23 protein-coding genes are annotated in these 26,670 nt (G+C 71.7%); 5 read left to right on the top strand and 18 right to left on the bottom strand.

All coding sequences use genetic code 11. The annotated features are described in order from the left end of the window. The first annotated feature begins 178 nt into the window (after positions 1-178). The 4 genes from rfbB to OG711_RS36615 all read left to right on the top strand — a co-directional run bounded on the left by rfbB (position 179) and on the right by OG711_RS36615 (position 6,124). Positions 179-1,165, top strand: coding sequence for a dTDP-glucose 4,6-dehydratase (gene rfbB / locus OG711_RS36630; protein WP_073788435.1), 987 nt, complete (start codon positions 179-181; stop codon positions 1,163-1,165). Between the two features lie 93 nt (positions 1,166-1,258). Then, a complete protein-coding gene (locus OG711_RS36625; protein ID WP_329563117.1) occupies positions 1,259-2,923 on the top strand; it encodes an MFS transporter in 1,665 nt (554 codons plus the stop codon). A gap of 118 nt (positions 2,924-3,041) precedes the next feature. After that, entirely contained in the window at positions 3,042-4,187 is a 1,146-nt protein-coding gene (locus OG711_RS36620) for an SAM-dependent methyltransferase (RefSeq protein ID WP_329563115.1), read from the top strand. Positions 4,188-4,312: 125 nt separating this feature from the next. Further along, a complete protein-coding gene (locus OG711_RS36615; protein WP_329563113.1) occupies positions 4,313-6,124 on the top strand; it encodes a gamma-glutamyltransferase family protein in 1,812 nt (603 codons plus the stop codon). Between the two features lie 234 nt (positions 6,125-6,358). Here OG711_RS36615 and OG711_RS36610 read toward each other — a convergent pair whose 3' ends face one another. From OG711_RS36610 to OG711_RS36575, 8 genes are all read right to left on the bottom strand, one after another. Then, positions 6,359-7,855: an FAD-binding protein gene (locus OG711_RS36610; RefSeq protein WP_329563111.1), complete on the bottom strand. Its 1,497-nt coding sequence runs from the start codon at positions 7,853-7,855 to the stop codon at positions 6,359-6,361. 411 nt (positions 7,856-8,266) lie between these two features. Then, complete coding sequence (locus tag OG711_RS36605; RefSeq protein WP_073788442.1) at positions 8,267-9,091, bottom strand: tyrosinase family protein; 825 nt, start codon at positions 9,089-9,091, stop codon at positions 8,267-8,269. 15 nt (positions 9,092-9,106) lie between these two features. Beyond that, positions 9,107-9,535 carry an apotyrosinase chaperone MelC1 gene (gene melC1 / locus OG711_RS36600; protein WP_073788444.1) on the bottom strand — a complete coding sequence of 143 codons (429 nt, stop codon included), beginning with the start codon at positions 9,533-9,535 and terminating at the stop codon, positions 9,107-9,109. A 378-nt stretch (positions 9,536-9,913) separates the two neighbouring features. Continuing rightward, a complete protein-coding gene (locus tag OG711_RS36595; protein ID WP_329563108.1) occupies positions 9,914-10,840 on the bottom strand; it encodes a ribokinase in 927 nt (308 codons plus the stop codon). Continuing rightward, positions 10,840-11,730 carry a nucleoside hydrolase gene (locus OG711_RS36590; protein ID WP_329563106.1) on the bottom strand — a complete coding sequence of 297 codons (891 nt, stop codon included), beginning with the start codon at positions 11,728-11,730 and terminating at the stop codon, positions 10,840-10,842. Before OG711_RS36590 ends, OG711_RS36595 begins: the two co-directional genes overlap by 1 nt. A gap of 101 nt (positions 11,731-11,831) precedes the next feature. Continuing rightward, positions 11,832-12,734 (bottom strand): carbohydrate ABC transporter permease, encoded by a 903-nt coding sequence (locus OG711_RS36585; protein WP_329563104.1) that lies wholly within the window; start codon positions 12,732-12,734, stop codon positions 11,832-11,834. 2 nt (positions 12,735-12,736) lie between these two features. Beyond that, complete coding sequence (locus OG711_RS36580) at positions 12,737-13,654, bottom strand: carbohydrate ABC transporter permease (RefSeq protein ID WP_329563102.1); 918 nt, start codon at positions 13,652-13,654, stop codon at positions 12,737-12,739. Then, positions 13,651-14,946, bottom strand: a complete 1,296-nt coding sequence (locus tag OG711_RS36575) for a sugar ABC transporter substrate-binding protein (RefSeq protein WP_266511368.1) — start codon at positions 14,944-14,946, stop codon at positions 13,651-13,653. The genes OG711_RS36580 and OG711_RS36575 overlap by 4 nt, the downstream gene beginning before the upstream one ends. A 126-nt stretch (positions 14,947-15,072) precedes the next feature. Here OG711_RS36575 and OG711_RS36570 point away from each other — a divergent pair, with 126 nt between their 5' ends. Next, positions 15,073-16,134 carry a LacI family DNA-binding transcriptional regulator gene (locus OG711_RS36570; protein ID WP_329563100.1) on the top strand — a complete coding sequence of 354 codons (1,062 nt, stop codon included), beginning with the start codon at positions 15,073-15,075 and terminating at the stop codon, positions 16,132-16,134. 177 nt (positions 16,135-16,311) lie between these two features. Here OG711_RS36570 and OG711_RS36565 read toward each other — a convergent pair whose 3' ends face one another. From OG711_RS36565 to OG711_RS36520, 10 genes are all read right to left on the bottom strand, one after another. Beyond that, positions 16,312-17,781, bottom strand: coding sequence for an amino acid permease (locus tag OG711_RS36565; protein WP_073788454.1), 1,470 nt, complete (start codon positions 17,779-17,781; stop codon positions 16,312-16,314). Between the two features lie 59 nt (positions 17,782-17,840). Continuing rightward, positions 17,841-19,601: an LVIVD repeat-containing protein gene (locus OG711_RS36560; protein ID WP_073788456.1), complete on the bottom strand. Its 1,761-nt coding sequence runs from the start codon at positions 19,599-19,601 to the stop codon at positions 17,841-17,843. Between the two features lie 241 nt (positions 19,602-19,842). Continuing rightward, a complete protein-coding gene (gene kynU, locus OG711_RS36555; protein ID WP_073788458.1) occupies positions 19,843-21,078 on the bottom strand; it encodes a kynureninase in 1,236 nt (411 codons plus the stop codon). Positions 21,079-21,110: 32 nt separating this feature from the next. After that, entirely contained in the window at positions 21,111-22,142 is a 1,032-nt protein-coding gene (dmpG, locus tag OG711_RS36550) for a 4-hydroxy-2-oxovalerate aldolase (protein WP_329563096.1), read from the bottom strand. Next, positions 22,139-23,053, bottom strand: coding sequence for an acetaldehyde dehydrogenase (acetylating) (locus tag OG711_RS36545; protein ID WP_073788462.1), 915 nt, complete (start codon positions 23,051-23,053; stop codon positions 22,139-22,141). Before OG711_RS36545 ends, dmpG begins: the two co-directional genes overlap by 4 nt. Continuing rightward, positions 23,050-24,072, bottom strand: a complete 1,023-nt coding sequence (locus OG711_RS36540; protein ID WP_073788464.1) for an amidohydrolase family protein — start codon at positions 24,070-24,072, stop codon at positions 23,050-23,052. Before OG711_RS36540 ends, OG711_RS36545 begins: the two co-directional genes overlap by 4 nt. Next, on the bottom strand, positions 24,069-24,641 hold the full coding sequence (locus OG711_RS36535) for a 3-hydroxyanthranilate 3,4-dioxygenase (RefSeq protein WP_073788466.1): 573 nt from the start codon (positions 24,639-24,641) through the stop codon (positions 24,069-24,071). Before OG711_RS36535 ends, OG711_RS36540 begins: the two co-directional genes overlap by 4 nt. Then, positions 24,638-25,057, bottom strand: coding sequence for a RidA family protein (locus tag OG711_RS36530; RefSeq protein ID WP_073788468.1), 420 nt, complete (start codon positions 25,055-25,057; stop codon positions 24,638-24,640). Before OG711_RS36530 ends, OG711_RS36535 begins: the two co-directional genes overlap by 4 nt. Further along, positions 25,054-25,815 (bottom strand): 2-keto-4-pentenoate hydratase, encoded by a 762-nt coding sequence (locus tag OG711_RS36525; RefSeq protein ID WP_073788470.1) that lies wholly within the window; start codon positions 25,813-25,815, stop codon positions 25,054-25,056. The genes OG711_RS36530 and OG711_RS36525 overlap by 4 nt, the downstream gene beginning before the upstream one ends. Then, entirely contained in the window at positions 25,812-26,666 is an 855-nt protein-coding gene (locus OG711_RS36520; protein WP_329563091.1) for a 2-keto-4-pentenoate hydratase, read from the bottom strand. Before OG711_RS36520 ends, OG711_RS36525 begins: the two co-directional genes overlap by 4 nt. Positions 26,667-26,670 lie beyond the last annotated feature (4 nt).

The raw sequence follows: 26,670 nt of genomic DNA, 5'->3' as shown, positions 1-26,670 counted from the left end.
CCGCGATCCACACACCATGCACAGTCCTTGCACACACCACGCAACGCGGAATCACGTCACCGTACGGCCGATGACATGCCGTCAGCAGTGTACGTACCGCTCCGTCCCGGCCGGGACGGCAGTGATCACGTTCCGCTTGCCTCGACGGGCGAACCGCCCTTGGAAGAAGGAGCGTGCCATGCCTACCCGCATTCTCGTGACCGGTGGTGCCGGATTCATCGGATCGCACTACGCCAGGGCCCTGCTGGCCTCGGACACCCGGCCTCAGGTGACGGTGCTCGACAGCCTGACCTACGCGGGGAACCTCGCCAATCTCGCCGATGTGCGCGACCGTCCGGGGTTCCGCTTCGTGACCGGGGACATCTGCGACCCGCATATCGTGGACCGGGTCGTGGCCGACACGGACGAGATCGTGCATCTCGCGGCCGAGACCCATGTGGACCGGTCGATCACCGGCGGCGCGGAGTTCGTCCGGACGAATGTGCTCGGCACCCAGGTGCTGCTGGAGGCCGCGGTACGCCATGGGGTACGGCGTTTCGTGCAGGTCTCGACCGACGAGGTGTACGGCTCGCTGCCCGAGGGCTCATGGCCCGAGGAGCATCCGCTGGCGCCCAGTTCGCCGTACTCCGCCTCCAAGGCGGCCGGCGATCTGCTGGTGCTCGGCCATCACACGACGTACGGGCTCGATGTGCGGGTGACGCGCTGCTGCAACAACTACGGGCCCGGACAGTACCCGGAGAAGATCGTCCCGCTGTTCGTCACCCGGCTGCTGAACGGCGGCAAGGTCCCGCTGTACGGCACCGGTGGCAACACCCGGGAGTGGATGCATGTCGACGACCATGTCGCCGCCCTGGAGCGGGTGCGCACCGCCGGGCTGCCGGGCCGGACGTACAACATAGGCAGCGGCGTCGAACTCACCAACCGGCAGCTCACCGAAGCCCTGCTGGAGCACTGCGGCGCGGACTGGGACAGCGTCGAGCTCGTCCCCGACCGGCTCGGGCACGACCTGCGCTATGCGGTCGACAGCGGGCGCATCCGCCGCGAGCTGGGCTGGGAGCCGCGGCGCGACTTCCGCACCGCGCTGGCCGAAACCGTCGACTGGTACCGCAAGAACGACGACCGGTGGCCCGCCGCCCAGGACCACCGGCACCTCGCGCGCCCCTGAGTGCCCCTCACCGGAGCGCTCCCCGTTTCTCCCGTTCCACCCGGTGCGGTCCAACCTCGTACCGGCTCACCCCGTATCCGCAAGGAGCGTTTCATGACGTCCGCACGACCCGACCACGGCGCCGAGACCGGCCAGAGCCCGCCCCGGGCGGGAATGCGGGAGTGGGTGGGGCTGGCCGTCCTGGCCCTGCCCGCGATGCTCATCGTGATGGACATGACGGTGCTGCACCTGGCCGTCCCCCAGCTCAGCGCCGATCTCTCGCCCACCGGCTCCGAGCTGCTGTGGATCACCGACATCTACGGGTTCCTGGTGGCCGGGTTCCTCGTCACCATGGGCAATCTCGGTGACCGTGTCGGCAGGCGCCGGCTGCTGCTGTTCGGCGCCGGGGCGTTCGCCGCGGCGTCCGTGCTCGCCGCGTACGCCACCACCCCCGAGGCCCTGATCGTCGCGCGCGCCCTGCTGGGGCTCGCCGGGGCGACCCTGATGCCGTCCACCCTGTCGCTGCTGCGGGTGATGTTCCTCGACGAGCGGCAGCGGACCATCGCGATCTCGGCGTGGATGATGTCCTTCACCGTGGGTGCCTCGATCGGCCCCCTGGTCGGCGGGGTGCTCCTCGAACACTTCTGGTGGGGCTCCGTGTTCCTCGTCGGCGTGCCGGTGATGGTGCTGCTGCTGACCCTCGGCCCGGTGCTGCTGCCGGAGTACCGCTCGCCGTCCGCCGGAAGCCTCGACCTCGCCAGCTCGCTGCTCTCCCTGGCCGCCGTACTGCCGGTGGTGTACGGCATCAAGCAGCTCACCCGGCACGGGGTGGAGGTACTGCCCCTGCTGGCGCTGGCCGTCGGTGTGGCGGCGGGTGCGGTGTTCCTGCGGCGCCAGCGGCGGCTGGCGGACCCGTTCATCGACCTGAAGCTGTTCGGCGAGCCGAGGTTCCGGGTGTCGCTGGGCGCCCTGGCCACCTTGTCGTTCGTGATGTTCGGCATCAATCTGTTCATCGTGCAGTCGCTCCAGCTGGTCCACGGGCTGTCGCCGCTGGAGGCGGGACTGTGGATCCTGCCGGGCACCGCGGGCGGTGTGCTGGGCACGGTCGTGGCCATCGCCGCGCTGCGGCGGGTGCGTCCGGCGTACATCATGGCCGCGGTGCTCGCGACGGCCGCGGGCGGCGCGGTCCTCGTATGGCTGGCCGACAGCTCGGACTTCGCCCTGCTGGTGACCGGTCTCGCCGTGATGTCCACGGGTATCGCTCCCGCGCTGAACCTGGGCACCGACATGGTGGTGAGCTCCGCTCCCCCGGAGCGGGCCGGTGCGGCCTCCGCCGTATCGGAGACCAGCAACGAGTTCGGCGGCGCGCTGGGGCTGGCCGTCCTCGGCAGCATCGGCACCGCGCTCTACCGCGACCAGGTCGAGGACACCGCGCCCGCCGGTATCCCGTCGGACACCCTCGGCCCCGCCGAGGACACCCTGGCCAAGGCACTCGAAGTGGCGCGGGACCTGCCGGAGGACCTCGGCGCACAGCTCGTGGCGGCCGGCCGGGAGGCGTTCACGTACGGGCTGAGCGTCATCGCCCTGATCGCCGCCGTACTGGTCGCGGTCTCGTCCCTGCTGGTGGCCACCTCCCTGCGGCACGTCAGGCCCGGCGGCGGCGAGACGCAGGAACAGGGCGAGGGCCAGGAGCAGGAACACGAGCCGGACGACCGGAACCAGGAGCAGGGGACGGACGGGAAGAGGGCGACGACCGGATCGGAGTCCACCGCGCTCTGATCCGGCTCCAGAAGCACAGGGCTCCCCGCAAGACCTCCGTACGGCGTCCGTACGACCCCGTACGACCCGTTCAGCCTCCAGAAGGCCTCCATCAGGCAAGGGAAGAGGGAACACATCCATGGACATCTCCCCCGGCACCTCCGGCCCGCCGCACACCGGCATACCGACGCCCGACGGCACCACGCGGCACACCGGCACGGCCTTCGGCGACGGGCCCGCTCCCGGCGGCGGGCCGGTCGAACTCCGCGACGAGGAACTCGGCCGCACCTGGGAGGAGTTCAAGCTGTCGGGTATGCCGGACCTGCTCGGCGCCCTGCATCTGTGCCACGCGCTCCACGCGCTCGCGAAGTCCGGTCTGCTGGAGCGGCTGCGCGAGGGGCGGCACAGCACCGCGAGCGGTCTGTACGACGGAATGAACCACCGGGTGTCCTCGAACACGCTGCGCTATCTCGCCCTCAAGGGCGTACTGGAGCAATGGCGGGGCAGTTACCGGCTGACCCGGCGCGGCGAGCTCCTGACCTCGGACATCTCGCTGGCCCGGCTGGGCTTCTATCTGGAGGCCTACGGTCCGGTCGTCGGGCGCGCGGACGAGCTGATGACCGGCGCCGCGGAGTACGGGACCGATGTGCACCGCAGCAACGGCCCGCTGAGCCGCCACTGCGGAACCGTCTTCGGCCGCTACTACACCCCGGTCGTACTGGAGGCGATGCGTGACCGGGGCGCCAAACGGATCATGGACCTGGGCTGCGGCGGCGGCCGGCTGCTGGTCGACGCCTGCCTGAACGATCCGGAGATCACCGGGGTCGGTCTGGACATCGCGCCCGCGGCGGTGGAGGTGGCCCGTGAACTGGCGCGGAGCCACGGCCTGGAGGACCGGCTGGAGTTCGTCGTCGGTGACGCGTTCGACCCGGGGACATGGCCCGAGGAGGTGTGCGCGGACATCGAGGTGATCACCGGCATCGGGGTGCTGCACGAGCACTTCCGGGACGGCGACAAGGCCGTCGTCGACATCCTGGACGCGTACGCGGACTTCCTCACCGGCGAGCGCATGCTGCTCATCGGTGAACCGGAGCCCCACTACGACGACCGGGAGAGCGACTCGGAGTTCTTCCTGATGCACGTCCTCACCGACCAGGGCTTCCCGGTGGACCGCGCCGTCTGGGCGGGGATCTTCGACCGGACCCGGCTGACCTGCCGCCGCACCCTCACCTGGGCGACCGCCGGACCCCGTATGTGCTTCTACGAGCTCGAACCGCGCGGCTGACGCGAGGGCCCTGGCCGCTCCCTCCCCCGTCTGCCCATGGACGGGGTTCCGGGTGGCCTCGGAGGGCACCCGAACCCCCGTCCATGGGTACACGCACACGCAGTGACACAGAAAGGTCCGACGCGATGAACGCAGGCATCCAAGCGGGAAGGCCGCAGCTGAGCGGCATCTTCGGCGCCGTCTCCTCGACACACTGGCTGCCGTCGGCGGCCGCCATGTCGGTGCTGGAGAAGGGCGGCAACGCCTTCGACGCGGCGGCCGCCGCCGGTTTCGTCCTGCAAGTGGTCGAACCGCACTACAACGGCCTCGGCGGCGATGTCCCGATCGTCTCCTACAGCGCGTCCACGGGCCGGGTGCAGGTGGTGTGCGGTCAGGGGCCGACCCCGCGGGCGGCGACCATCGAGAGCATCACGGACCTCGGGCTGCACCAGGTGCCGGGGTCGGGTCTGCTGCCCGCCGTGGTGCCCGGCGCGTTCGGGGCCTGGATGCGGCTGCTGGCGGAGCACGGCACCCTGCCGCTCGCCGACATCCTCGATCCGGCCATCGGGTACGCGGAGCACGGCCACCCCCTGCTGGCGGGCGCCGCCGACGCCATCGAGGTGCTGGCCCCGCTGTTCGAGACCGAGTGGAAGGAGTCGGCGCGGGTCTACCTCCCCGGCGGACGGCCGCCGGCCGCCGGTTCGCGGTTCCGCAACCCGGTGCTCGCGGACACCTACAAGCGGCTGCTGCGGGAGGCGGCCGCCGCGCCGGGCGGGCGGGAGGCGCAGATCGCCGCCGCCGAACGGGCCTTCTACCGGGGGTTCGTCGCGGAGGCGATCGACGCCTACGTCTCCTCCACCGAGGTCCTCGACTCCACCGGCCGCCGCAACAAGGGCCTGCTGACCGGCCAGGACATGGCCGACTGGCGGGCCACCGTGGAGGATTCGGCGCATCTGGCGTACGGGGATCTCACGGTCCACAAGCCGGGGGTCTGGTCGCAGAGCCCGGTCTTCCTCCAGCAGTTGGCGCTGCTGGAGGGCTTCGATCTGCGCGGTATGGGCCTCGGCAGCGCCGAATACCTGCACACGGTCGCCGAGTCCTCCAAGCTCGCCTTCGCCGACCGCGAGGCCTGGTACGGGGACCCCGACCACGCGGACGTGCCCCTGGACGAGCTGCTGAGCCCCGGCTACACCCGGGAGCGGCGCGCTCTGATCGGGGCGAAGGCCGCGTCGGAGCTGCGTCCGGGCTCCCCGGGCGGACGGGCGCCGCACATACCGCGGTACGGGTCGGACCCGGTGCCGCCCTCGCGGGAGCACTGGATGTCGCAGATCCACAACGGGCTGCCGACGGTGGTGCGGGCCACCGAGGCCCGCAACGACACCTGCACCGTCGTGGTCGCCGACCGGTTCGGCAACATGGTGGCGGCCGTGCCCAGCGGCGGCTGGCTGAAGAGCTCCCCGGTCGTCCCCGGCACGGGCCTGTCGCTGGGCACCCGGGCGCAGACGATGAATCTGGAGGCGGGCCACCCCAACGCGTTCGGCCCCCGCCGCCGTCCCCGCACCACGCTCAGCCCGAGCCTGGTGCTCAAGGACGGCGCGCCGGTGCTCGCGTTCGGCACCCCGGGCGGCGACCGGCAGGACCAGTGGACGCTCGGGTTCTTCCTCGCGGTGGCCGACTTCGGCCTCGATCTCCAGGCGGCGACGGAGACCCTGGCGTTCCACACCGATCACTTCGCGGCGTCGTTCACCCCGCACGAGTCGGCGCCCAGGCGGCTGGTCGTCGAGGCCGGTTGCGACCCCGAGGTGGTGGAGGAGCTGCGCCGCCGGGGCCATGAGGTGCAGTTGGCGCCGGAGTTCTCGCTGGGCAAGGTGTGCGCGGTCGGTGTGGACACCGAGCGGGACCTGCTGCTGGCCGCCGCGAGTCCGCGTGGCCGCCAGTCGTACGCCGTGGCGCGCTGAGTCCTGCGCCGTCGCGTACCGACGGAAAGCTCGCCGAAGGGAAGGGCACCGCCGGAGAGCGCACCCACGGAAATGCCCCGGCCGGACTCGCTCCGGCCGGGGACAGGCGGATCTGCCGGGCGCCGCCAAGGACGCGGGCAGCGGAACGGGGAGGCCCGGACATGATGTCCGGGCCTCCCCCACGCCCCTGCGGAAACAGTCCTTCCGGAAGAGCTCAGACGGGTCCGCGCGGGATCAGCGGCCGTCGCGGAAGATGTTCTGACCGCGTGCGAGCAACTGGTCCGGGTCGTAGCGGCGCTTCGCCGCCCGGAACGCCGGCCACTTGTCGCCGAAGTGACCGCGCCAGTCCTCCTCGGTGAGCGGCACCGACCCGATCGGGTACAGCGTGCCCTTGTGGTGATCGCGGGTGCGGGCGTAGAGCCGCTTGTTGCGGGCGAGCATCTCGTCCACGAACCCCGGCTCGGGCCGCGTGGTGGCGGAGACCGTGTTGACATCGACGATGAACGCCCAGTCGGAGCCGTCGGGCCGGGGCAGCCGGGGGTAGGGGTTGTGGACCCGGGCGCGGCGCTGCGGGTAGATCAGTCCGGCGCCGAGGGGGCCGATGTCGCGCGGGGTGAGCGTCGTCATCAGCTCGGCGAGGTAGCTCTCGATGCGGCTGCCGGGCACCCATACGTCGAACCACGGCTTGACGAGCCGGTCCCAGTCAGCGGTCTGCCGCAGCGAGTCGATCAGGGTGTCGATGGTGAAGACGTGTTCCAGATAGCTGGTGTTCCGGATCTCCGGCACGCCCGAAACCCCACCGATCACCGTCCGGTCGTGCGGCGGCTGGTCCGGCTCATGGAAGACCGTGGCGTGGATCTTGTACGTCGGTGAGGTGCCGGGCGCGACGAACTCGGCGTAGACATGGTCGACGACGGGCCGTTCGATGAGGAGGCGCAGATCGCGGGCGAACGCGGCGGTGTCGTCGTACCCGAGCACATAGCTGCGGGCGCGCTGCTTGGCGGGGACGAGATCGATGACCGCCTTCGTGATGACACCGATCTGGCCGAGTCCGCCGAGTACCGACTCGAACAGATCGGGCTTGCGGTCCCGGGAGCAGCGCTCGATGTCGCCGGTGCCGGTGACGACTTCGAGTTCGCGGACATGGTCGACCTGGAGGCCGGTGTGCAGTCCGCCGACCAGGCCGCCGACGCCTCCCACGGAGAGGGTGCCGCCGACGGTCAGCCCGGTGTAGCCGGTGAGGACGGGGGGCGTCAGCCGGGGCGTGTGCGCGTAGGCCGCCTTGGCGAGTTCCATCCAGTGGATTCCGGCGTCCACCTCGGCGGTGGTGGGACCGAGGGAGTGGATGCGCTTGAGGTACCGGTTCTCGATGACCAGACCGTCGGAGAGACCCTGACCGTAGGTGGTGTGGGCCTGGCCGCGCGGGGAGACGGGGATGCCGTGCCGGCGGCAGAAGCGGATCATCCGGGAGATGTCTCGCGCGGAGCCGGGGCGCAGGACCGCGCCGGGGGTGTGGAACGTGATGTTGCCGAGGTCGGTGGCGACGGCCTCGCGGGACGGCGCGTCGAGGACGAGTTCGCCGTCCAGGGCGGGCGCTCCCGCGAACGGTGTCGCGGAGGAGGACCGTTCGGCGGCCTGGGCCTCGGTGACCCAGCCGCGGCCGAGGGGGTCGAAGCCGACGACGGCGACGGCCGCGGCCGTCGCTCCGAGGAATTCACGGCGTCCGATCACATCGTCCCCCGGAGGGCGTCACGGTATTCCCGGCCCGGTCGGTCCCTCATCGATTCGGCTTGCGGGAAACGGCGGGAACGCGATTCTTCTGCGAGCCTTTCGAGCATGACGAACTCCTTCCAGGGAAATAGCGCGACCGCTCTTTCCCTGCGTCAGACCCTAGTCACCCCGGGATTACCGATACAATCAACTCTTTCGCAAGTTAATGTCAGAACCCCTTCAATCGAGTTTTATCGCCGCGGTCGCGCCGGTCCTGTCCGGTCGTCCCGGTCGTCCCGGTCGCCGCGGTCGCCGCGATCGCGGGTGGGGACGAGGGCGGACGCCTCGCCGCCGCCACGGTGACCCGGCCGAGGCGTCCTCGGCGGCGGGCATCCGTGTGGCGCCGTGTGCGGCGTCCGCCCTCGGGAGCCGTCAGGCGTAGGTGTAGAAGGGGGTGTGGTCCAGCATGCTCTGCGGGGTCGTGTTGGGCCAGGGCGGCATGGTCTCGTTGAGGTCGATCACATCGACCGTGCCCCCGGCGGGGAGGTATTCGGCGCTGGTCGGGTGGAGCGCGTGCCAGTCGGCCCAGAGCTTGTCGACGAACGAGTGGTGCAGCCAGAACACCGGGTCGTTCGGGGAGACGCTCGACTCCATCTGACCCCACACCCAGGAGTGCACGCGGTTGTGCATGCTCAGATATCCCGCCGAGCCTTCGAGCGTGGCCCGGAAGCCCGCCGAGCCGTCACGGAAGGGCGCGGAGTCGTAGGTGGGAATGGCGAGCGCGGCGTCGACCTCGGCCCGGCTCGGAAGCGTGGGGACGCGGTAGGCGAGATTACGGGCGAGGAACGGGCGGCTGTCGACCTGGATGTTGATCGGCCATTTGCCGGCGGAGTACGCGAAGGGGCCGTCCATCACCTGGTCGTCCAGGGGGCGTCCGGTGCCGCCGAGGAGGTCCGGCGCCCAGACCGAGGAGGCGACGGTGTTGTCGGCGGTCCAGTCCCAGTAGGGGATCGACACCGACGCGTCGATCTTCTGGAGCTCGTTCTCGAAATCGATGAGGAACTTGCGGTGCCAGGGCAGGAACGACGGGCCGAAGTGACCCACGTAGACACCGGTGTTCATGTCGAGCGCGAAGCGCAGGCGGTGGGCGGCGACGAACTCGTCGTACACGCCTATGCGCTTGACCTCCAGCACGGCGTCGACGAAGGCCTTCTTCTCGGCGGCCGTGAGGTTCGCCTGGTTCTTGCGTACGGTCATGGAGCTGCTCCCGTCTCAGGCGGTGGGGTTGAAGGGGACGACAGAGGCGCCCTTGAGGGTGGTGACCGCCGTGCGCGCGGCGTCGAGCGGGGTCGCGAACCTCTCGTAGTGGTTGATCGCGCTGCTCCAGCCGCTCTTCCCGTGGCGCATCACCTGGAGCTCCCGGCCGTCGATCAGGACGCGGTACACCTCGTGACCCGCGTGGCCCGCGTGCTTGCCGTGCCCGGAGGCATGGGCCCCGGCCCCGCCGATGGGCTCGCCCTGGATACGGCGGCCCTGGAAGACCTCGTCGAAGGACGCGTCCTCGCCACCGGGCGCCGAGCCCTCGCGCTTTCCCTTGTCCGGTGCGGTGTCCGCCCAGGCGGTGGCCACACCGGCGACCGCGATACCGGCGGCGACGCCGGTCACGGCCCCCACGGCCTGACGACGAGTAAGTCTGGACATGACAGATAACCCCCTGCGAATCGGCTGACGGCGACCCTGGGTTCATCGGGACCGCCGTGGCCATGCCTACACGGAGGGTGATGACCCGCGCAGGGGTGTCCGTTCGGTTGGCTCGCATACGGACACATCGGAGCAGGTCACGCGAGGGCCGACGGCAGTGATCTTCCTTCGCGCGCGCACCCCGCCCACCCCGGAAGAGGAGATTCCCCCGCGGATATGGCCTCCCCGTGAAGATCCTCCGGAACCCCCCGCCCTCGACGCATTACATGTAGAGCGCAAACATGACCGAAAACCGAGGCAACCACTTGTCGGGTACACCCGATTCGCCGGTTCCCGCTGCCGAGGCGGACGACGCGGGCTCCGGCAGCGGGCGCGCGGTCAACCGTCCGTCACAGCGGGGCCCGGGGTCCGGCCGCGGGGCGACAGGCTCTGCGCTCCCGCTCCGGACACCGCCTCGGCGCCGACGTGGACCGCGTACCGCACGGCCGGGGTGAGGCCGTCGCCCTCCGACAGCCGCCAGGCGAGCGCCGCGGTGAACGCGTCACCCGCGCCGGTGGTGTCCACCACCGCCACCTCCTCCCCCGGCACCCGGGTGGTCGTCCCGTCGCCTTCGGCGACCAGCGCGCCCTCCGCTCCGAGGGTGATGACGACGGAACGGGGACCGCGTGCGAGCAAAGCCACGGCGGCCTCCTCCGGTGCGGTGTCCACGCCCAACAGGTGGCGTGCCTCGTGCTGGTTGAGGACGAGCGGGTCGCAGCGGGCCAGGACCTCGGCGGGCAGGTCGGTGGGCGGGGACGGGTTGAGCACCACACGGGTGGTGGGACCGGCGGCGCCCACCGCCGCCGTGACCGTGTCGAGCGGTATCTCCAGTTGGAGGGAGAGCACGCGCGCGGCGGCGAGCCGTTCGCGCTGTTCGGCGATGTCCGCCGGGGACAGCAGGGCGTTCGCCCCCGGGGACACGACGATGCTGTTGTCGCCGTCGGGGCCCACGACGATCAGCGCGGTCCCGGTGGGCCGGTCTCCGTACGGAAGCGCGGGGAAGTCCACCCCGGCCTCGCGCAGGGCGCGGGTGAGCAGTGCTCCGTGGGAGTCGTCCCCGACCCGCGCGAGCAGGGTCACCCGGCCGCCCAGCCTGGCCGCGGCGACCGCTTGGTTGGCCCCCTTGCCACCGGGGTGGACGGCGAGATCGCCGCCCCGCACGGTCTCCCCGGGCCGGGGTCTGCGCCCGACCCGCACCACCAGATCGGCGTTGGCGGAGCCGACGACGACCAGCGGGGAGCGGTTCACCGGCGGGACCCCGGGCATCAGCGGACGCCCTCGGAGGCGCGGACGATACGGCTGACGATCTCGTCCGCGACGGTGACCAGGTCGGCGTCGGTGACGAGGGACACGGTGCCGTCCGGGTCGGGGTGGAAAGAGGTCACTCCGTCGTCGGCGACGGTGACGGTGCCGCGTTCGGTGGTGTAGAGGTCGGGGCGCAGCATCGACAGCACCGTGATGGGGTCGTGCGGGACGCTCCACCCTTCCCCGGTGAAGCCGGTCCAGGCGTCGATCTCACGGGCGAGCGCGGTGCCGTAGGGGCCGGACGCGCGGATGGTCTCGATCCCTTCGGCCCCGATACGCACCCGGGTGGTGATCTCCAGACCGGTCACGACGGTACGGAGACCGGACGCGAAGACGGCTCGTGCCGCAGTGACGTCGCTGAGGATGTTGTGCTCCGGCTTGGCGCCGGGTCCGAAGTGGCCGCCCATCAGATACAGGGTGCGCACACCGGCCACGAAGCCCTCGTCGTGCGCGACGGCCCGGGCGACATTGGCGAGCGGCCCGATGGCGACGAGGTCGACCGCACCGGGGCGGGCCCGTACGGACTCGGTGAGGAAGCCGGGGGCGCCGATGTCGTCGCGCACCCGCTCGCCGGAGAGGTCGTCGAAGGCGTCGCCCTCGTGCCCGGCCCACCACACCTCCCGTCCGGACAGGGTCTCGGCGGCGCCCGGGACCACGGTGAGGTCGTGCCCGGCGAGCGAGGCGAGCCGACGGGCGAGCCGGGCGCGCAGCAAGGTGTCGCCGTACACCGTCGTCGCCCCGCGCAACGACACCTCCGGCGAGCCCAGGAGGACGCCGAGGGCGAGGGCGTCGTCGACATCGCTGCCGATGTCGGTGTCGAGCAGGACGTCGTACGGTCGGGGCGCGATCATGGGGTACCTCGTGGGGAGTGCGGGAGTGCGGGAGTGCTGGAAAGTGGGGGGTGCGGGTCAGGAGTCGCGGGAGGGGGCGGCGGTCGTGGGGGCCGTGACGGCTACTTGAGGCCGCTGCCCGCGATGGACTGGGTGAAGTAGCGCTGGAGTCGCAGCAGGACCACCAACGGGATGACGGTGAGGACGACCGCCGCGGCGAAGACCTGTCCGTAGTCGACCACCATCTGTCCCTGGAGGGTCCCGAGGGCGATGGGGCCGAGCTGCTTGGCGGGTTCGGTGCCGATCAGCAGGGGCCACATGTACGACTGCCACTGGAACGTGAACAGGGTCAGGCCCGCGGCGATCAGGGCCGGCCGGGACAGCGGCATGTAGATCCGGCGGAAGACGCCCCACCAGCTGAGGCCGTCGAGCCGGGCCGCCTCGACGAGTTCGCGGGGCACCGCGAGGAAGAACTGGCGCAGCAGGAAGATGGCCAGGCCGTTGCCGATGCCCGGGAGGATCAGTCCCGCGTAGGTGTTCTGGAGGTCCCAGGCGCGGAAGGTGGAGGCGAGCGGGATGGCGATGGCGTCGAACGGGATCATGAAGCTCAGCAGGATCACGGCGAACACGGCCCCGCGGCCACGGAAGTCGAACACGGCGAGCCCGAAAGCCGCGGTGGCCGACAGCAGCAGTCCGACGCAGACGGTCACCGCCGCGACGAGGACCGAGTTGAGCACCGCGCGTCCGAAGTCCCCCTGGAAGAGGGTGACGTAGTTGTGGAACGTCGCGTCGGTGGGGACGACGCTGCGCCAGGAGAGCGATTCGAGTCCGGCGAGCACCTTGTCCCCGGGGCGCAGCGACCCGGCCAGCACCCAGAGCAGGGGCAGGGTGAACAGCAGGCCGATCAGCACGGCGGCGATCAGCGGCGCGTGGCGCGCGGGCGATATCCGGCGGCGGGGGCTCCGGTGCGGCTCGCGGGAGCTCCCGTGCGTCGCGCGGGGGCTCCGGTGCGTTTCGATGGCCATGGCTACTCCTCGCCCTTGCCCTGCATCAGCCGGTACTGCACGGCGACGACGGCGAGCGTGACGGCGACCAGCACCACCACCTCGGCCTGGGCGTAGTGGATGTCGCCGACGCTGTAGGCGCGGCGGAACACGTCGTGCATCATCAGGTTGGTCGATCCGTCGGGTCCGCCACCGGTGAGGAGCTGTACGGGGGCGAACACCAGGAAGTTGGAGACGGTGGCGGCGACGAGGACGAACGAGAGCGGTCGGCGCAGCAGCGGCAGGGTGATGTGGACGAAGCGCTGCCAGGCGTTCGCGCCGTCCATGCCCGCCGCGTCGTACACCTCCCGGGGGATGTCCTGGAGTCCGGCGATCAGGAAGGTCATCCAGTAGCCGACGCCGACCCATGACATCAGCACGATCAGTGCGTACAGCGCCTGTTCGGGGCTGGTGAGGAAGGGCTGGGCGGGGATGCCGAGCGCGCCGAGGAAGGCGTTCAGCGGGCCTTCGGGGCGGTAGAGGATGCCCCAGATGACGGCGGACACGGCGGGCGGCACGGCGATGGGCGCGAAGACGAGCGAGCGCCAGAACCGGGCACCGGCGAACCGCTGGTTGAACAGCACCGCGAGGCCCAGCGCGAGCAGCACCTGGAGCGGGTTGATGACCAGGCTGAAGAGCAGGGTCACCCGGGCGCTCTGCCAGAACTGCGGATCGGCCCAGAGGTCGGCGTAGTTGGCGAGACCGACGAAGCGGGTGACCCCGTCGGTCAGGCTGTGGTGCCGCAGGCTGCTGATGAGTGCCATCAGCGCGGGCAGCAGGCGCAGCAGGACGAGCGCGAGCAGGGCGGGTGCCAGGAAGTAGAGGGCGAGTCTGCCCTGTGAGGGGCGGGACGGCCGTGTGGGGCGCGCGGGGCGCCGGCGGGTGGGGAGTCCGGTTCTCATCGCAGTCGCTCCCAGGTGCGCACCAGTTCCGCCGACGCCTTGGCGAGCCGGGGCCGCACGGGCGAGCCGTTGCGTATGTCGGAGAACGCCGAGCCCATGACGGTCTCGAACTGGGTGTAGCCGATGCTCCTCGGCCGGCTGACGGCCGTTTCGGCCAGTTCATGGCGCATGATCGCGGCCACTCCCTCGGTGCTGCGGGTGGCGGTGCGGTCGAGATCGGCCGCGTATCGGTCGAAGGCCCCGCGATGGGACGGGATGAGGGGTGAGGCGGCGACGGTGGCGAGGCTGCCTTCCGTGGTGAGGGAGGCGTACTCCATGAAGCGCAGGGCCGCGTCCGCCCGGCCGGAGTGCGGGTTGACGCCCCAGGACCAGGAGTCGGTGGGGGTCACGGCGCGGCCCCGCTCGAACTGCGGTTGTGGCGCGGTTCCCCAGGCGAAGTCCTTCAGGGAGGCGAAGGCTCCGAGGTTCCAGGGGCCGCCGACGAAGAAGGGCGCCCGGCCCGCGGTGAACAGCGAGGCCATCTCGAACGAGGAGACCCCGCGGGGGGAGAGTCCGTCGGCGAACAGCTTTCCGTACCAGGTCATGGCCTCGGTCCAGCCCCGGTTGGTGACGGCGGGGGTGAGCATGTCGTCACCGGTGATGCCGGGGCCGCCGCCCAGCGACTCGGCCAGCGGCTGGATGCCGTAGTAGGCGTCGGTCTGTTCGATGAGCAGCGCGTAGTCGGCGCCGGACCGGTCCATGGCGCGCCGTCCGGTCTCAAGGATCCGTTCCCAGGACCAGCGGTCGGCGGGGTCGGCGCCGGGTGCGGCGGCGCCCGACTTCTTGAGCAGGTCGGCGTTGTAGAAGAGGTACTGGGTGGAGGTCCACACCGGGAGGCAGCGCAGTACGCCGTCCCAGGAACTGATCTCGTACTGCTCCGGGGTCACCGCGGCGCGGGCCCGGCCGTCCACCGCGCGGAGATCGGTGAGGAATCCGCGGGCGGTGAGGGCGGGTACGCGTGGCTGGTCGACGCAGTACACGTCGATCGCGGTGTCCTTCGCGGACAGACGCAGTTGCAGTACGTCGTTGAGCTGGGCGGGCGGGACCGGGGTGTACTCCACGCGCAGGTCCGGATGGGCCCGCTCGAAGCCCTGGATCACGGGCCGGAAGGTGTCCGCCGTCTCGGGGCCGAGGAAGCGCACCGCTGTCCGGCCACCGGCCGGGCGGTCGTCCGCGCAGCCGGCGAGGACCGCGCCGGAAGCCGCGGCGAGCGCCGTGCCCAGCAGGCGTCTGCGGCTGAGGAGGCCGGTCATGGCGTCCGCTTCGGATCAGGGACCATCGCACGTCCAAATCGTTTTGCATGGGATGAGGGGCCCGGAGGGGTGAGGTCCGGGTGCGTTTGGACGGCACACTACAAAACGTTTTGCGGTTTGGATAGTGTGAGCATCCGAACCAGCGGCGCCGCGGCGCCCGGCAAGCGGGAGGGTGATGTGCACGGCACAGGCCGCGCGAAGATCGGGGACGTGGCGGCCGAGGCCGGGGTCAGCGTCACGACCGTGTCGCATGTGATCAGCGGGCGCCGGCCGGTGTCGGCGGCCACCCGGGCACGGGTCGAGGAGGTGATACAGCGCCTCGGCTACCAGGCCGACCCCTCGGCCCGGGGGCTGCGCACCCAGCGCACCCGCACCCTGGGGCTGGTCGTCCCCGACCTGGCTAACCCCTTCAACGCCGAGCTCGCCGTCGGTATGCAGGAGGTCACCCTGGCCCATGAGTACCTGACGGTCGTCTGCGAGGCACCCATGGGCGGGCCGTATCTCCCGGCCGTGCTGCGGCAGCTGGCCGCGCGCCGGATGGACGGCATCGTGCTCGGCCGCTACGGCGCCACCCGCGCGGATCTCGCCCTGATCACCGGCTCCGGCGCCCGGCTGGTGCGCCTCGGCGGCCCCCTGGCGGCGGGTCCGGGCGATGTGGTGCGCGCGGCCGAGGTCGAGGGGATGCGGGATCTGGTGCGGCATCTGGTCCGCGACCGCGGCTACCGGCGCGTCGGGTTCATCGGCGGCGAACAGGGCGTCGAGCCCGGCGGCGAGCGCTTCCAGGGGTACCGGGAGGCGCTGGCGGAGGCGGGGCTGGCCATCCCCGGGGATCTGGTGCTCTGGACCAGCTTCACCCGTGCGGGCGGGCGGACCGGCGCGGCACGGCTCCTGGCCGCGGCCGAACCGCCGGACGCCCTGGTCTGCGCCAACGACCTGATCGCCATCGGCGCCCTGGACGCCTGCCGGGAACGGGGGGTGGACGTACCGGGTCGGGTCGCCGTCACCGGCTACGACAACATCGACGCGGCGTCCCTGGTGTCCCCCGCGCTGACGACCGTGCTCAACCCGGCCCGTGAGATCGGCCGCTCCGCGGCCCGCATCCTGCTGGAGCGCCTGGACGGCGACGACGACGGACCGGCGCGGGAAGTGGTCCTCGCCCACCGGCTGGTGACCCGGGAGTCGGCCTGACCGCGCACGCCCCGGTACCGGGGCGCGCCGCAGGGCGCCGCTGTGGGAACAGCGGCGCCCTGCGGCGTCAGGTGTCGGACATCAGGCACCAGGCACCAGGCACCAGGCACCAGGCACCAGGCACGAGATACCGGACATCAGGTGTCACGTGTCAGTTCTCCGGCGCGGGGTCGCGCGCTACTTCTGCTGGGTCTTGCGGAGGGTGGTCAGGGCGTAGCAGACACCGAGGACGGCGGTGAAGGCGAGACCGATGCCCGCCGCCTGGCGCATGTCGGGGACCTCCACCGCGGTGGCGGCGACCGCGAGCACCCCGACCAGGGCCACGATGGCCAGCTTCCCGCCTGCCGGGACGCTGAAGCCGGTGAACTCCTCCGGGTGCGCCGTCCGGTGGCGCCGGAAGGCGATGTACGACGCGAGAATCAGCAGCCACACCAGCAGCACCGCGAAGAGCGCGATCGACATCATGATGCCGAACAGTCCGCTGACGTCGTAGAAGGCCAGCAGCGCGGCGGCGGCTATACCGACGGTCGACGCGGCCAGGGCGACGGCGGGGACACCGCGCTTGCTGAGCTTGGCCATCGGCGCCGGGGCCAGCTTGTCGCCGCCGAGCGAGTGCAGCAGCCGGGAGGCGCCGTACAGGTGGGCGTTGGCGGCGGACATCGCGGCGATGAGGACGACCGCGTTGGTGAGGGTCGCCGCGGCGGGCACGCCGACCTCCGAGAAGACCCGCACGAAGGGGCTCGTCTCGACACTTCCGTCGCCGTCCGCGAGCTTGCGCCACGGGATCAGCGCGAGGACCAGGGTGATGGCGAGGAGGTAGAAGAAGCTCAGCCGCCAGGCCAGCTGGCGCATCGCGGTGCGGATGGTGCGCTGCGGGTCGACCGCCTCCGCCGACGCGATGGCGACGACCTCGAAACCGGCGTAGGCGAACATCACCACGGACATGGCCAGCCAGATCGAGCTCGCCCCGTGCGGCACGAATCCGCCGTCGTCGGCGAGGTTGGCGAAGCCGGTGGCCTCCGTGTCCGGCAGTCCGAAGAAGACCAGCAGTGCGGCGCACAGGATGAAGGCGCAGAGCGCCACCACCTTGACGGTGGAGAGCCAGAACTCGGTGGTGCCGAAGGACTTCACGCTGATGATGTTGACCGCGAGGACGATCGCGGCGATCGCCAGGATCGCCACCGACATCGGCACCTCGGGCCACCACCACCGGATGTACAGCGCGGAGGCGACGACCTCCGTCCCGATGACGACGACCGCGCTGAACCAGTACAGCCACCGGCTGAGGAACCCGGCCCACGGGCCGAGGTAGCGGTGCGCGATGGTGCCGAACGAGCCCTGGACCGGGTGGGCGGCGGACATCTCGCCCAGCAGGACGGCGATGACGGCGACCAGCACCGCACCGATGGCGTACGAGATGATCACGGCGGGGCCGGCCATGGATATGGCGGTGCTGGAGCCGAGGAAGAGGCCGGTGCCGAGCGCGGAGCCCAGCCCGATCATGGTCGTCTGCCGGTGGGTGAGGGAGCGGACCAGTCCCTCACCGGCGGGTGCCGGTGCGGCCCCTTCGGTGTCGGGGGCCGGTCTGACGCCGTCGGCGTCGGCGGGCGGTGCGAGCGGTGCGGAGTCACCGGGTGCAGCAGCCATGGCGGTGGTGCCCTTCTGAAGGATGACGGGGTTGACGAGCGGGTGAGCGGGTGAGGGGCTCAGAACTCGCTGTTGCGGAACGGCCTCGCGGGCGCGTCCCGGTCCGGCTTGCCCAGGACCTTCGGTGAGGACAGCGCGTAGATGCCGTGGTTGGTCAGCGTCCAGGCGATGTTGCGGTCCCACTCCACGTAGACGCCGTGGGTCTGGTTGCCGTACGCGTAGTCGGCGGTCGACGGGCCGTACGCCTTCGGGACGAAGTAGGCGGAGATCTCCGGCTCGGCGGGGTCGGAGACGTCGAAGAACTGCACGCCCGCGTTGTAGAAGCCGTAGCTCAGGACACCGGCGGTGTGCTGGCCCGGGTTGGTGTAGTAGCCGGTGCGCTTGGGGCCGAAGCTGCCGCGGCGCTGGCAGTAGTCGGTGATCCCTGCGGACCTCGGCGGGGTCGGACGGGGCAGGACACCGACGACACGGGGCTGCTTCGGGTCGCGGGCGTCGATCTGGTAGACGTCCTTGTACGGCTCGTAGCAGTCCTCGGTGAGCGGGTAGCCGGAGTAGTAGATCATCCCGGTCTTCTCGTACTGGGACACGTCGATGTTGTCGCCCTCGGTGCCCGCGACGGAGGCCGGCAGGTCGAGATGGCTCACGGTCCTCATGTTCGACGGGTCGGAGACGTCGAGGACCGTCAGGCCGTAACCGCCCATGGCGGCGAAGGCGTAACGCCCGCCCTTCTCGACGGGCCTGGGCAGGAAGAGCGGCATCCGGGCACCCATCCAGCTGGTGCGGTTGCCGCAGCGCGGGTTCTCACGGTACGCGGCGTCCTCACCGGTGCGCTGACCAGGCAGGTGCCAGGTGTCCAGGAGCTTCGGGCGGGCCGGGTCGGACATGTCCCAGGACTGGTAGCCGGGCGAGTGCAGATTGGTCGGGTACTCGGTCCCGGAGTAGGTGTCGTCCGGCGCCGCGGCGATGAACATGTACTTCTCGCCGGTCCAGTACGGCACGTCGATCGAGCCGGAGCCCTGCTGCGCCTTCGCCGGGTCGGTGTTCAGCGGGTCGGCCTGCGTGGAGTCGGTGGAGACCGTCGTCAGCAGCTTCCAGTCCTTCTTGCGCGGGCCGTCCAGGCGGAACACCTTGAAGCCCTTGAGCCCCGGCTTGGCGCGCAGCTTCTTCACGCCCTCCGGGTTGTTGTACTTGTCCCCGGGCGGGTGGTCGGACAGTTCCGAGATCTGGCGCCTGCTCTCGAAGCTCTGGACCATGACGTACGCGTTGAGCCTCTTGTTCCACTGGATGGTGGAGGCGCCCCAGTAGTCGTGTGCCGCCCAGTCGCCGTTCGCCCGGGTCTCGTCACCGCCCACGTCCTTGCGGCTCATCCGCTCGACCACCTTGACCTTCTTGATGTCGGTGATGTCGTAGACGCGGCCGTCGGAGCGGCTGTACTGGAAGAGGTAGCGGCGGCCGTCGAAGTCGACGATGTTCTGCCAGGTGTGGAAGTAGTCGGGGGTGAAGTCGGCGCCCTCGTAAGCGGCTTCGACCTTCATGTTCTTGATGTACGAGCGGGTGTCGTACTTCTTGTTGCGGCCCGGGAAGTCGTGCTCGTTCTGCTCGTCGACCGGGGTGAGCGCGGGATGACGGAAGCTGCCGTCCAGCTGCATGCCGTACGAGCCGGGGTCGGCCGGCCCGGGGCGGCGGTCCTCGCAGACGTCGAGGATGTTCGGGTCGGCGGCGACGGACTTCGCGCCGGACACCCCGGGGGCGAGAAGGGTGGCCGTGGTGGCGGCGGCGACCACCGCGGCCAGGGCGGCGTTTCTGCGGAGGGAACGCATGTGACGGTCCTTGTCTGAGAAGGAACGGAACGGGATATGCGCGCGATGTGCCCCTGGGGCGGGCGGATGGGCGCCTGATCAGGCGGGTGGGGACCTGATCAGGTGACGGTGGGCTGGGGACGGAACCGTCCGGGACGGTTCGGACGACGGGCCGATCGGGCGGACGGGCGGGATCGGGTGGCGGGCGGGATCAGGTGGCGGGCGGGATCAGGTGGCGGGCGGGATCAGGTGGTGGGCGGGATCAGGTGACGGTGGGGCGCTGCTGGAAGGCGGGGGCCAGGTGCGCACCGCCGGTCACGACGGCGTGCAGCTCCTGTACGGCGTGCAGGACATCGGCGTGCGTGACGTACAGGGCGTTGAAGCCGAAGCGGAGCAGGTCGGGGGCGCGCATGTCGCCGATCACACCGCGGGCGGTGAGCGCGGCCACCAGCGGGTACGCCTCCGCGTGGCGCAGGGCGACCTGGCTGCCGCGGCGCTCCGGGTCGCGGGGGGTGGCCATGGTGAAGCCGAGGCCGTCGAGCAGGGTGTCGGCGCAGTCCTGGAAGAACCCGGTCAGCGACAGGTTCTTGGCGCGGACGGCCGTCATCTCCACCCCGTCGAAGGCCGTGAGCGCGGCTTCCAGGGCGAGCATCGACAGCAGCGGCGGGGTGCTGATCCGGGCGCGGCTGATGCCGTCCCCCGGGGCGTACGTGCCGGACATGGCGAACGGCTCCGTGTGCCCGTGCCAGCCGGTGAGGGGGTGGTCGAAGCCGGCCTGGTGGCGGCGGGCGACGTAGGCGAACGCCGGGGCGCCGGGGCCGCCGGAGAGGTACTTGTAGCCGCAGCCGACCGCGAAGTCCGCCTCGATGGCGTCCAGCTCGACGGGCAGGGAACCCGCCGCGTGGCACAGGTCCCAGTGCATCAGGGCCCCGGCGGCGTGCGCGGCGGCGGTGAGCGCGGCCATGTCGTACAGCTCGCCGGTGCGGTAGTCCACCGGGGCGTAGGCGGCGACGGCGACGTTCCCGGCCTCGGCGGCCAGTACCGCGGCGGCCTCCCGTGCCGGTACCCGGCGGACGTCGAGCCCGAGGAGGCGGCCCACCGAGTCGGCGATGTACTGGTCGGTGGGGAAGTGGTCGGGGTCGGTCAGCAGCAGCCGGGCCCCGGGGCGCATCCGGGCGGCGGCGAGCAGGGTGTTGAACAGCTGCACGCTGGTGGAGTCCCCGACCACCGTCTGGCCGGGGGCCGCGCCGATCAGCCGGCCGAGGGTGTCACCGGTGCGCAGCGGCGCCTCCCACCAGCCGTTGCCGTTCCAGGAACGGATCAGGTCGGTGCCCCACTGGCGGTGCACGGCGTCCTCGACGACCGCCGGGACGGCGGCGGGCAGGGCACCGAGCGAGTTGCCGTCGAGGTACACGACCCCGTCGGGCAGCAGGAAGCGGTCACGGATGTGGGCGAGCGGGTCGGCGGCGTCGAGCGCGGCGGCGCGTTCGGTCAGCATGGATGGTTCTCCGTGGTGGTGGGGTAGGGCGGTCAGGCGTCGGGGGCGGGGGTGGCGTCGCGGTCCCGGACGAGATCGAGCGCGATGTCGGTGAGCAGGTCCTCCTGCCCGCCGACCAGCCGCCGCCGTCCCGCCTCGACCAGCAGGTCGCGGGTGTCGAGACGGTGGCGCCCGGCCGTGTTCTCCGCGTGCCGCAGGAAGCTGGAGTACACCCCGGCGTACCCGAGCGTCAGTGTCTCCCGGTCGACCCGCACGGGTCGGTCCTGGGTCGGTCGTACGAGCTCCTCGGCGGCGTCCATCAGCGGGAACAGGTCGCAGCCGTGTTCCCAGCCCATGAGGTCGAACACCGCGACGGTGGGCTCCAGCGGCGCGTTCCCGGCGCCCGCGCCCTGTCCGGCGAGGGAGGCGTCGACGCGGTGCGCCCCGGCCTCCACCGCCACAATGCTGTTGGCCACCCCGAGGCCGAGGTTGTGGTGGGCGTGGATGCCGATCCCGGTGGCCGGGTCGAGTACGTCGCGGTAGGCGCGGACCCGGTCCCGTACGCCGTCCATGGTGAGCCGGCCGCCGGAGTCGGTGACGTAGACGCAGTGCGCGCCGTAGGACTCCATGAGGCGGGCCTGCGCGGCCAGCTCGGCGGGCGGGGCGAGGTGGGACATCATCAGGAAGCCCGACACGTCCATGCCCAGTTCCCGGGCCAGACCGATGTGCTGGGCGGAGATGTCCGCCTCGGTGCAGTGCGTGGCGACCCGGACCGACGTGACGCCGAGGGAGTGGGCGCGGCGCAGGTCGTCGGCGGTGCCGATACCGGGGAGCAGCAGGGTGGTGAGCCTGGCCCGGTCGAGCACCTCGGCCGCCGCCTCCAGCCACTCCCAGTCGGTGTGGGCGCCGGGTCCGTAGGTGACGGAGGAGCCGGAGAGGCCGTCGCCGTGGGAGACCTCGACGGCGTCGACGCCCGCGGCGTCCAGGGCGGCGGCGATGGCCCGGACCTGGTCGAGGGTGTAGCGGTGCGACACGGCGTGCATACCGTCGCGCAGGGTGACGTCCTGGACGTAGACCTTGGTCATCGGACCCGGCTCCGTTCGGCGAGGCGCTCGGCGGTGCGCAGCGCGGCGGAGGTCATGATGTCGAGGTTTCCGGCGTAGGCGGGGAGGTGGTGGGCGGCGCCCTCGACCTCCAGATAGACGGAGACGAGGAGCCGTCCGCCGCCGGCGAGCCCGGTCAGCGGGTCGTCGGCCGCGAGGGCGCGGAACTGCGGTTCCTGCTTGAGCCGGTAGCCGGGTACGTAGGCGGCGACGGACGCGACCATGGCGTGGACGGAGTCGGTCACCCGCCCGGTGTCGCAGTCGTCGACGACGCAGTGGACGGTGTCGCGCATCAGCAGCGGCGGTTCCGCCGGGTTGAGCACGATGATCGCCTTGCCGCGACTCGCGCCGCCGACCTGTTCGAGGGCGCGGGACGTGGTCTCGGTGAACTCGTCGATGTTGGCGCGGGTGCCGGGGCCGGCCGAGCGGGAGGCGATCGAGGCGACGATCTCCGCGTAGTGGACCGGGGCGACCGCAGCGACGGCGGCGACGATCGGGATGGTGGCCTGGCCGCCGCAGGTGACCATGTTGACGTTGCGGGCGTCGAGGTGCTCGTCGAGGTTGACGGGCGGGACGACGTACGGGCCGATGGCCGCCGGGGTCAGGTCGACGAGCGTCTTGCCGTACGGGGCGAGCGCGGCGGCGTTGCGGTGGTGCGCGGCGGCGGAGGTGGCGTCGAAGACCACGTCGATCTCGTCGAATCCGTCGAGCGCGATCAGTCCGGCCACGCCGTCCGAGCTGGTCGGGACCCCGAGTCGGCGGGCGCGGGCGAGCCCTTCCGAGTCCGGGTCGATGCCGATCATCGCGGCGGCGGTGACGTTCCCCGACCCTCTGATGATCTTGATGAGGAGATCGGTGCCGATGTTGCCCGATCCGATCACGGCTGCCTTCATCGGACGGCCTCCTTCGTCTGCCGGGCCAGTCCGAAGAAGCGGACGGCGTTGCCGCCGAGGACGGCCGCGCGTTCCTCGGGGGTGAGCGCGCTCTCGCGCACCAGACGGCCGATCTCCTCCTCGCCGAGCGGGAACGGGTGGTCGGAGCCGAGCAGTACCCGCTCCGCGCCCATCACGTCCACGAGGAGCCGCAGCGCGCCGGGGTCGAAGACGGCCGAGTCGACGGAGAAGCGGTCGGTGTAGTGCGAGGGCGGGTGCGGGCTGTCGGCGCGCACCAGGTCGCGGCGGTGCCAGGCGTTGTCGGCCCGGCCCAGCAGGTACGGGAAGCTGCCGCCGCCGTGGGCGAACATCAGCCGCAGCGACGCCGGGAGGCGTTCGAAGGCGCCGGACAGGATCAGCGACAGGATGGTCAGATGGGTCTCCCCCGCCATGCCCGCCAGCCAGGCCAGCATGTACCGGGAGAACCGCGGTCCCGAGGGCAGGTCCCAGGGGTGGACGAGGACGGCCGCGTCCTGGTCGGCGCAGTGGGTGAGGAATTCGAGCAGCGCCCCGTGGTCGAGGTCGCGGTCGACGAGGTGGTTGCCGATGTGGACGCCGTGGAAGCCCTGGCTCATCGCCTCGCTGAGGGTCGCGCAGGCCGCCTCGGTGTCCTGCAACGGCACCTGGCACAGCGGGGCCAGCCGGTCCCGGTCGTGCGCGGCGTAGCTCAGCAGATGGGAGTTGACCGTGCGGCACCAGTCGACGCCGCGCGCGGTTTCGAGGTCGTAGCCGAACAGCATCGGGGTGCTGGAGAGCACCTGTACGTCCACGCCGAGCCGGTCCAGGTCGGCGACGCGCTCCGCCGGGTCCCACAGGGTGCGCTGGACCGGCCGGTACTCGGCGGCGCCGGCCATCATCATCCCGGTGCCCGGGCCGTCCGTGGTGCGCAGCCAGGGGCCGTCGTCGGAGCCGGTGAGCCGCCGGGACTCGGCGCGGCCGATCTCCGGGAAGACGTGGGCGTGCACGTCGACGACGGTCACGCGCCGGCCTCCTCGTCGCGGCGGGTGCGCGGGCGCAGCTCCTCGGGCCAGTCGCGGCCCGGGTGCACCGCGGAGCAGTGCGGGCAGGTGCGGGCGGCCTGGTCGGCGTAGAACGCGCCGAACACCGGCGGCAGGTCGTCGACGATGGAGGTGAGCTGGACCTCGCTGCGGTGCACCAGGTGGTGGCACTCCATGCAGTACCACTCGAAGGCGTCGAGGTGGCCCTGCGGGCGGGCGAACTCGACGACGAGGCCGATGCTGTCCTCCTCCGGCCGCTGCGGGGAGTGCCGCAGATGCGCGGGGGCGAGGAACACATCGCCCTCACGGATGTGGATGTCGCGCGGCGGGCGGCCCTCCTCCTCCATGACGCGGAGCACCATGTCGCCCTTGAGCTGGTAGAAGAATTCCTCGATGGGGTCGTCGTGGAAGTCGGTGCGCCGGTTGGGTCCGCCCACGACCGTCACCATCAGATCGGCGTCCTGCCAGATCTGGACGTTGCCGACCGGCGGCTTGAGCAGGTGCCGGTGTTCCTCGATCCAGGACTGGAGGTTGAACGGTGTCATGGTCATCGGCGCTGTTCCTTGCTCTGTGGGAGGTGGGCCACGGCGCTGATCTCGATCAGCAGGTGGGGGTGCGGGAGCTGGTGGACGGCGACGGTGGTGCGGGTCGGTCCGCTCTCGTCGAAGTACTCGGCGTAGACCTCGTTGTAGCCGCCGAAGTCGTTCATGCCGACGAGATACGTGGTGACCGACACCAGGTCGCCGAGTCCGCCGCCGACCGGGGCCAGCAGGCTCGCGATGTTGTCGAGCACGGCCCGGGTCTGGGCGCGGATGTCGAGGTCCGTCACGCCCATCGGGTCGGCGCTCGCGCCGACGAAGGTGCCGTCGGGGCGCCGGGAGCTCGTACCGGACACGAAGACGAGGTCGCCCGCGCGCCGCAGATGCGGGAACCGGCCGCGGGGCGGGGCGGCACCGGGGACGATCACGCGTCCTCCCCGGTGGTCCGGGCGGCCGCGGTGGTGAACTGGACGGTGCCGAGGCCCGCGACGGTCGACCGTACGTGGGTGCCGGGCGGCAGGGGCACGGCGGCGGTCGCCGCACCGGCGAGGATCACCGTGCCGGCCTCCAGCGGGCCGGTGAGCCGGGCCGCGGCGGCGAGGGCGCGCAGCGGGTGCCCGAGGATCGCCGCGGTGGAACCGGTCTGGGCGGGGCGTCCGTCGAGTTCCAGCAGGACGCCGAGGTTGGCCAGGTCGCGGGGGGCGCTCCAGGGCCCGACGACGTAGCCCGCGGCGGAGGTGTTGTCGGCGATCACCTCGGGGAGGGAGAAGCGGAAGCCGTCGTAGCGGGAGTCGATGATCTCCAGCGCGGGTGCCACGGCGGCGACCGCCGCCGCCGGGTCGCCGCCGGGGCGCAGGGTCGCGCCCAGGAGGAAGGCCACCTCGGGCTCGACCCGGGGGTGGATCAGCCCGGAGATGTCGTGGAGCCCCCCGTCGGGGATCTCCATCCGGTCCGTGATCCGTCCGTGGATCAGATCGTCCACGCCCATCTGCCGCATCTTGGCGATGCTGGTGAAGCCCAGCTTGACGCCGGTGAGCCGCTCCCCGCGGGCCAGCCGCCGGGCGATCAGGGCGTCCTGGACGGCGTACGCCTCAGCGGTGTCCGTCAGGCCGCTGCCGCCGCCGGGGAGCGGACGGGCGTCCAGCGCCGCGGTGTCGAGCGATTCCGCGAGAGTCATGATGTTCATCGGACGTCCCCTTCCTGGGCTTCGTGGGCTTCGTGGGCGGCGCGCCCGAAGGCCGCGCGGACCGAGCCGAGCCCGTCGACACGGGCCTCGAACACATCACCGGGCCGGGCGGCCGTCATGGGTCCGAGCGCGCCGGTGAGCACGGTGTCCCCGGCGCGCAGCGGGCGGCCGAGCCGGACGAGGGTGTCGGCCAGCCAGACGGCGGCGTGCAGCGGGTTCCCCAGGCAGGCGACGCCCGCACCGGTGGAGACGGGCTCGCCGCGGCGCTCCAGCACCATCCCGGCGGTCCGCAGATCGAGGTCCCGCAGCGGCACGGGCCGGGTGCCGAGGACGTACGCGCCGCTGGAGGCGTTGTCGGCGATGGTGTCCACGGCCGAGATGTCCCAGTCGCGTATCCGGCTGCCGACCACCTCGATGGCGGGCAGCGCGAAGGCGGTCGCGCGGATCACGTCGGCCACCGTGTGCCGCTCGTGGAGGAGGTCGTGTTCGAGGACCAGGGCGACCTCGGCCTCGGCGCGGGGCTGGAGCACCGAGCCCCAGGGGATCTCGGCGCCGTCCGGCACGGCGGTGTCGTCGAGGAGCGCGCCGAAGTCCGGTGTGCCGACGCCGAGTTGCCGCTGCACGGCAACCGAGGTCAGACCGATCTTCCAGCCGGTGACGCGACGGCCCCGGGCGCGGCGGCGTTCGGTGAGGACGGACTGGACGGCGTAGGCGGCGTCCAGGTCCCCGGGCGGCAGGAGGTCGCGTACCGGGGCGCACGGGACACCGGTGCGGTGCGCCTCCTCCAGGCGTTGTGCGGCGCTCGCCACCTGGTCGGGCGTCGCGCCCGCCGCCTCACCCGTCGTGTTCACGGTC

The sequence above is a fragment of the Streptomyces uncialis genome (assembly GCF_036250755.1).
GTDB lineage: Bacteria > Actinomycetota > Actinomycetes > Streptomycetales > Streptomycetaceae > Streptomyces > Streptomyces uncialis.
This window is presented reverse-complemented; position numbering and strand designations above follow the sequence as displayed.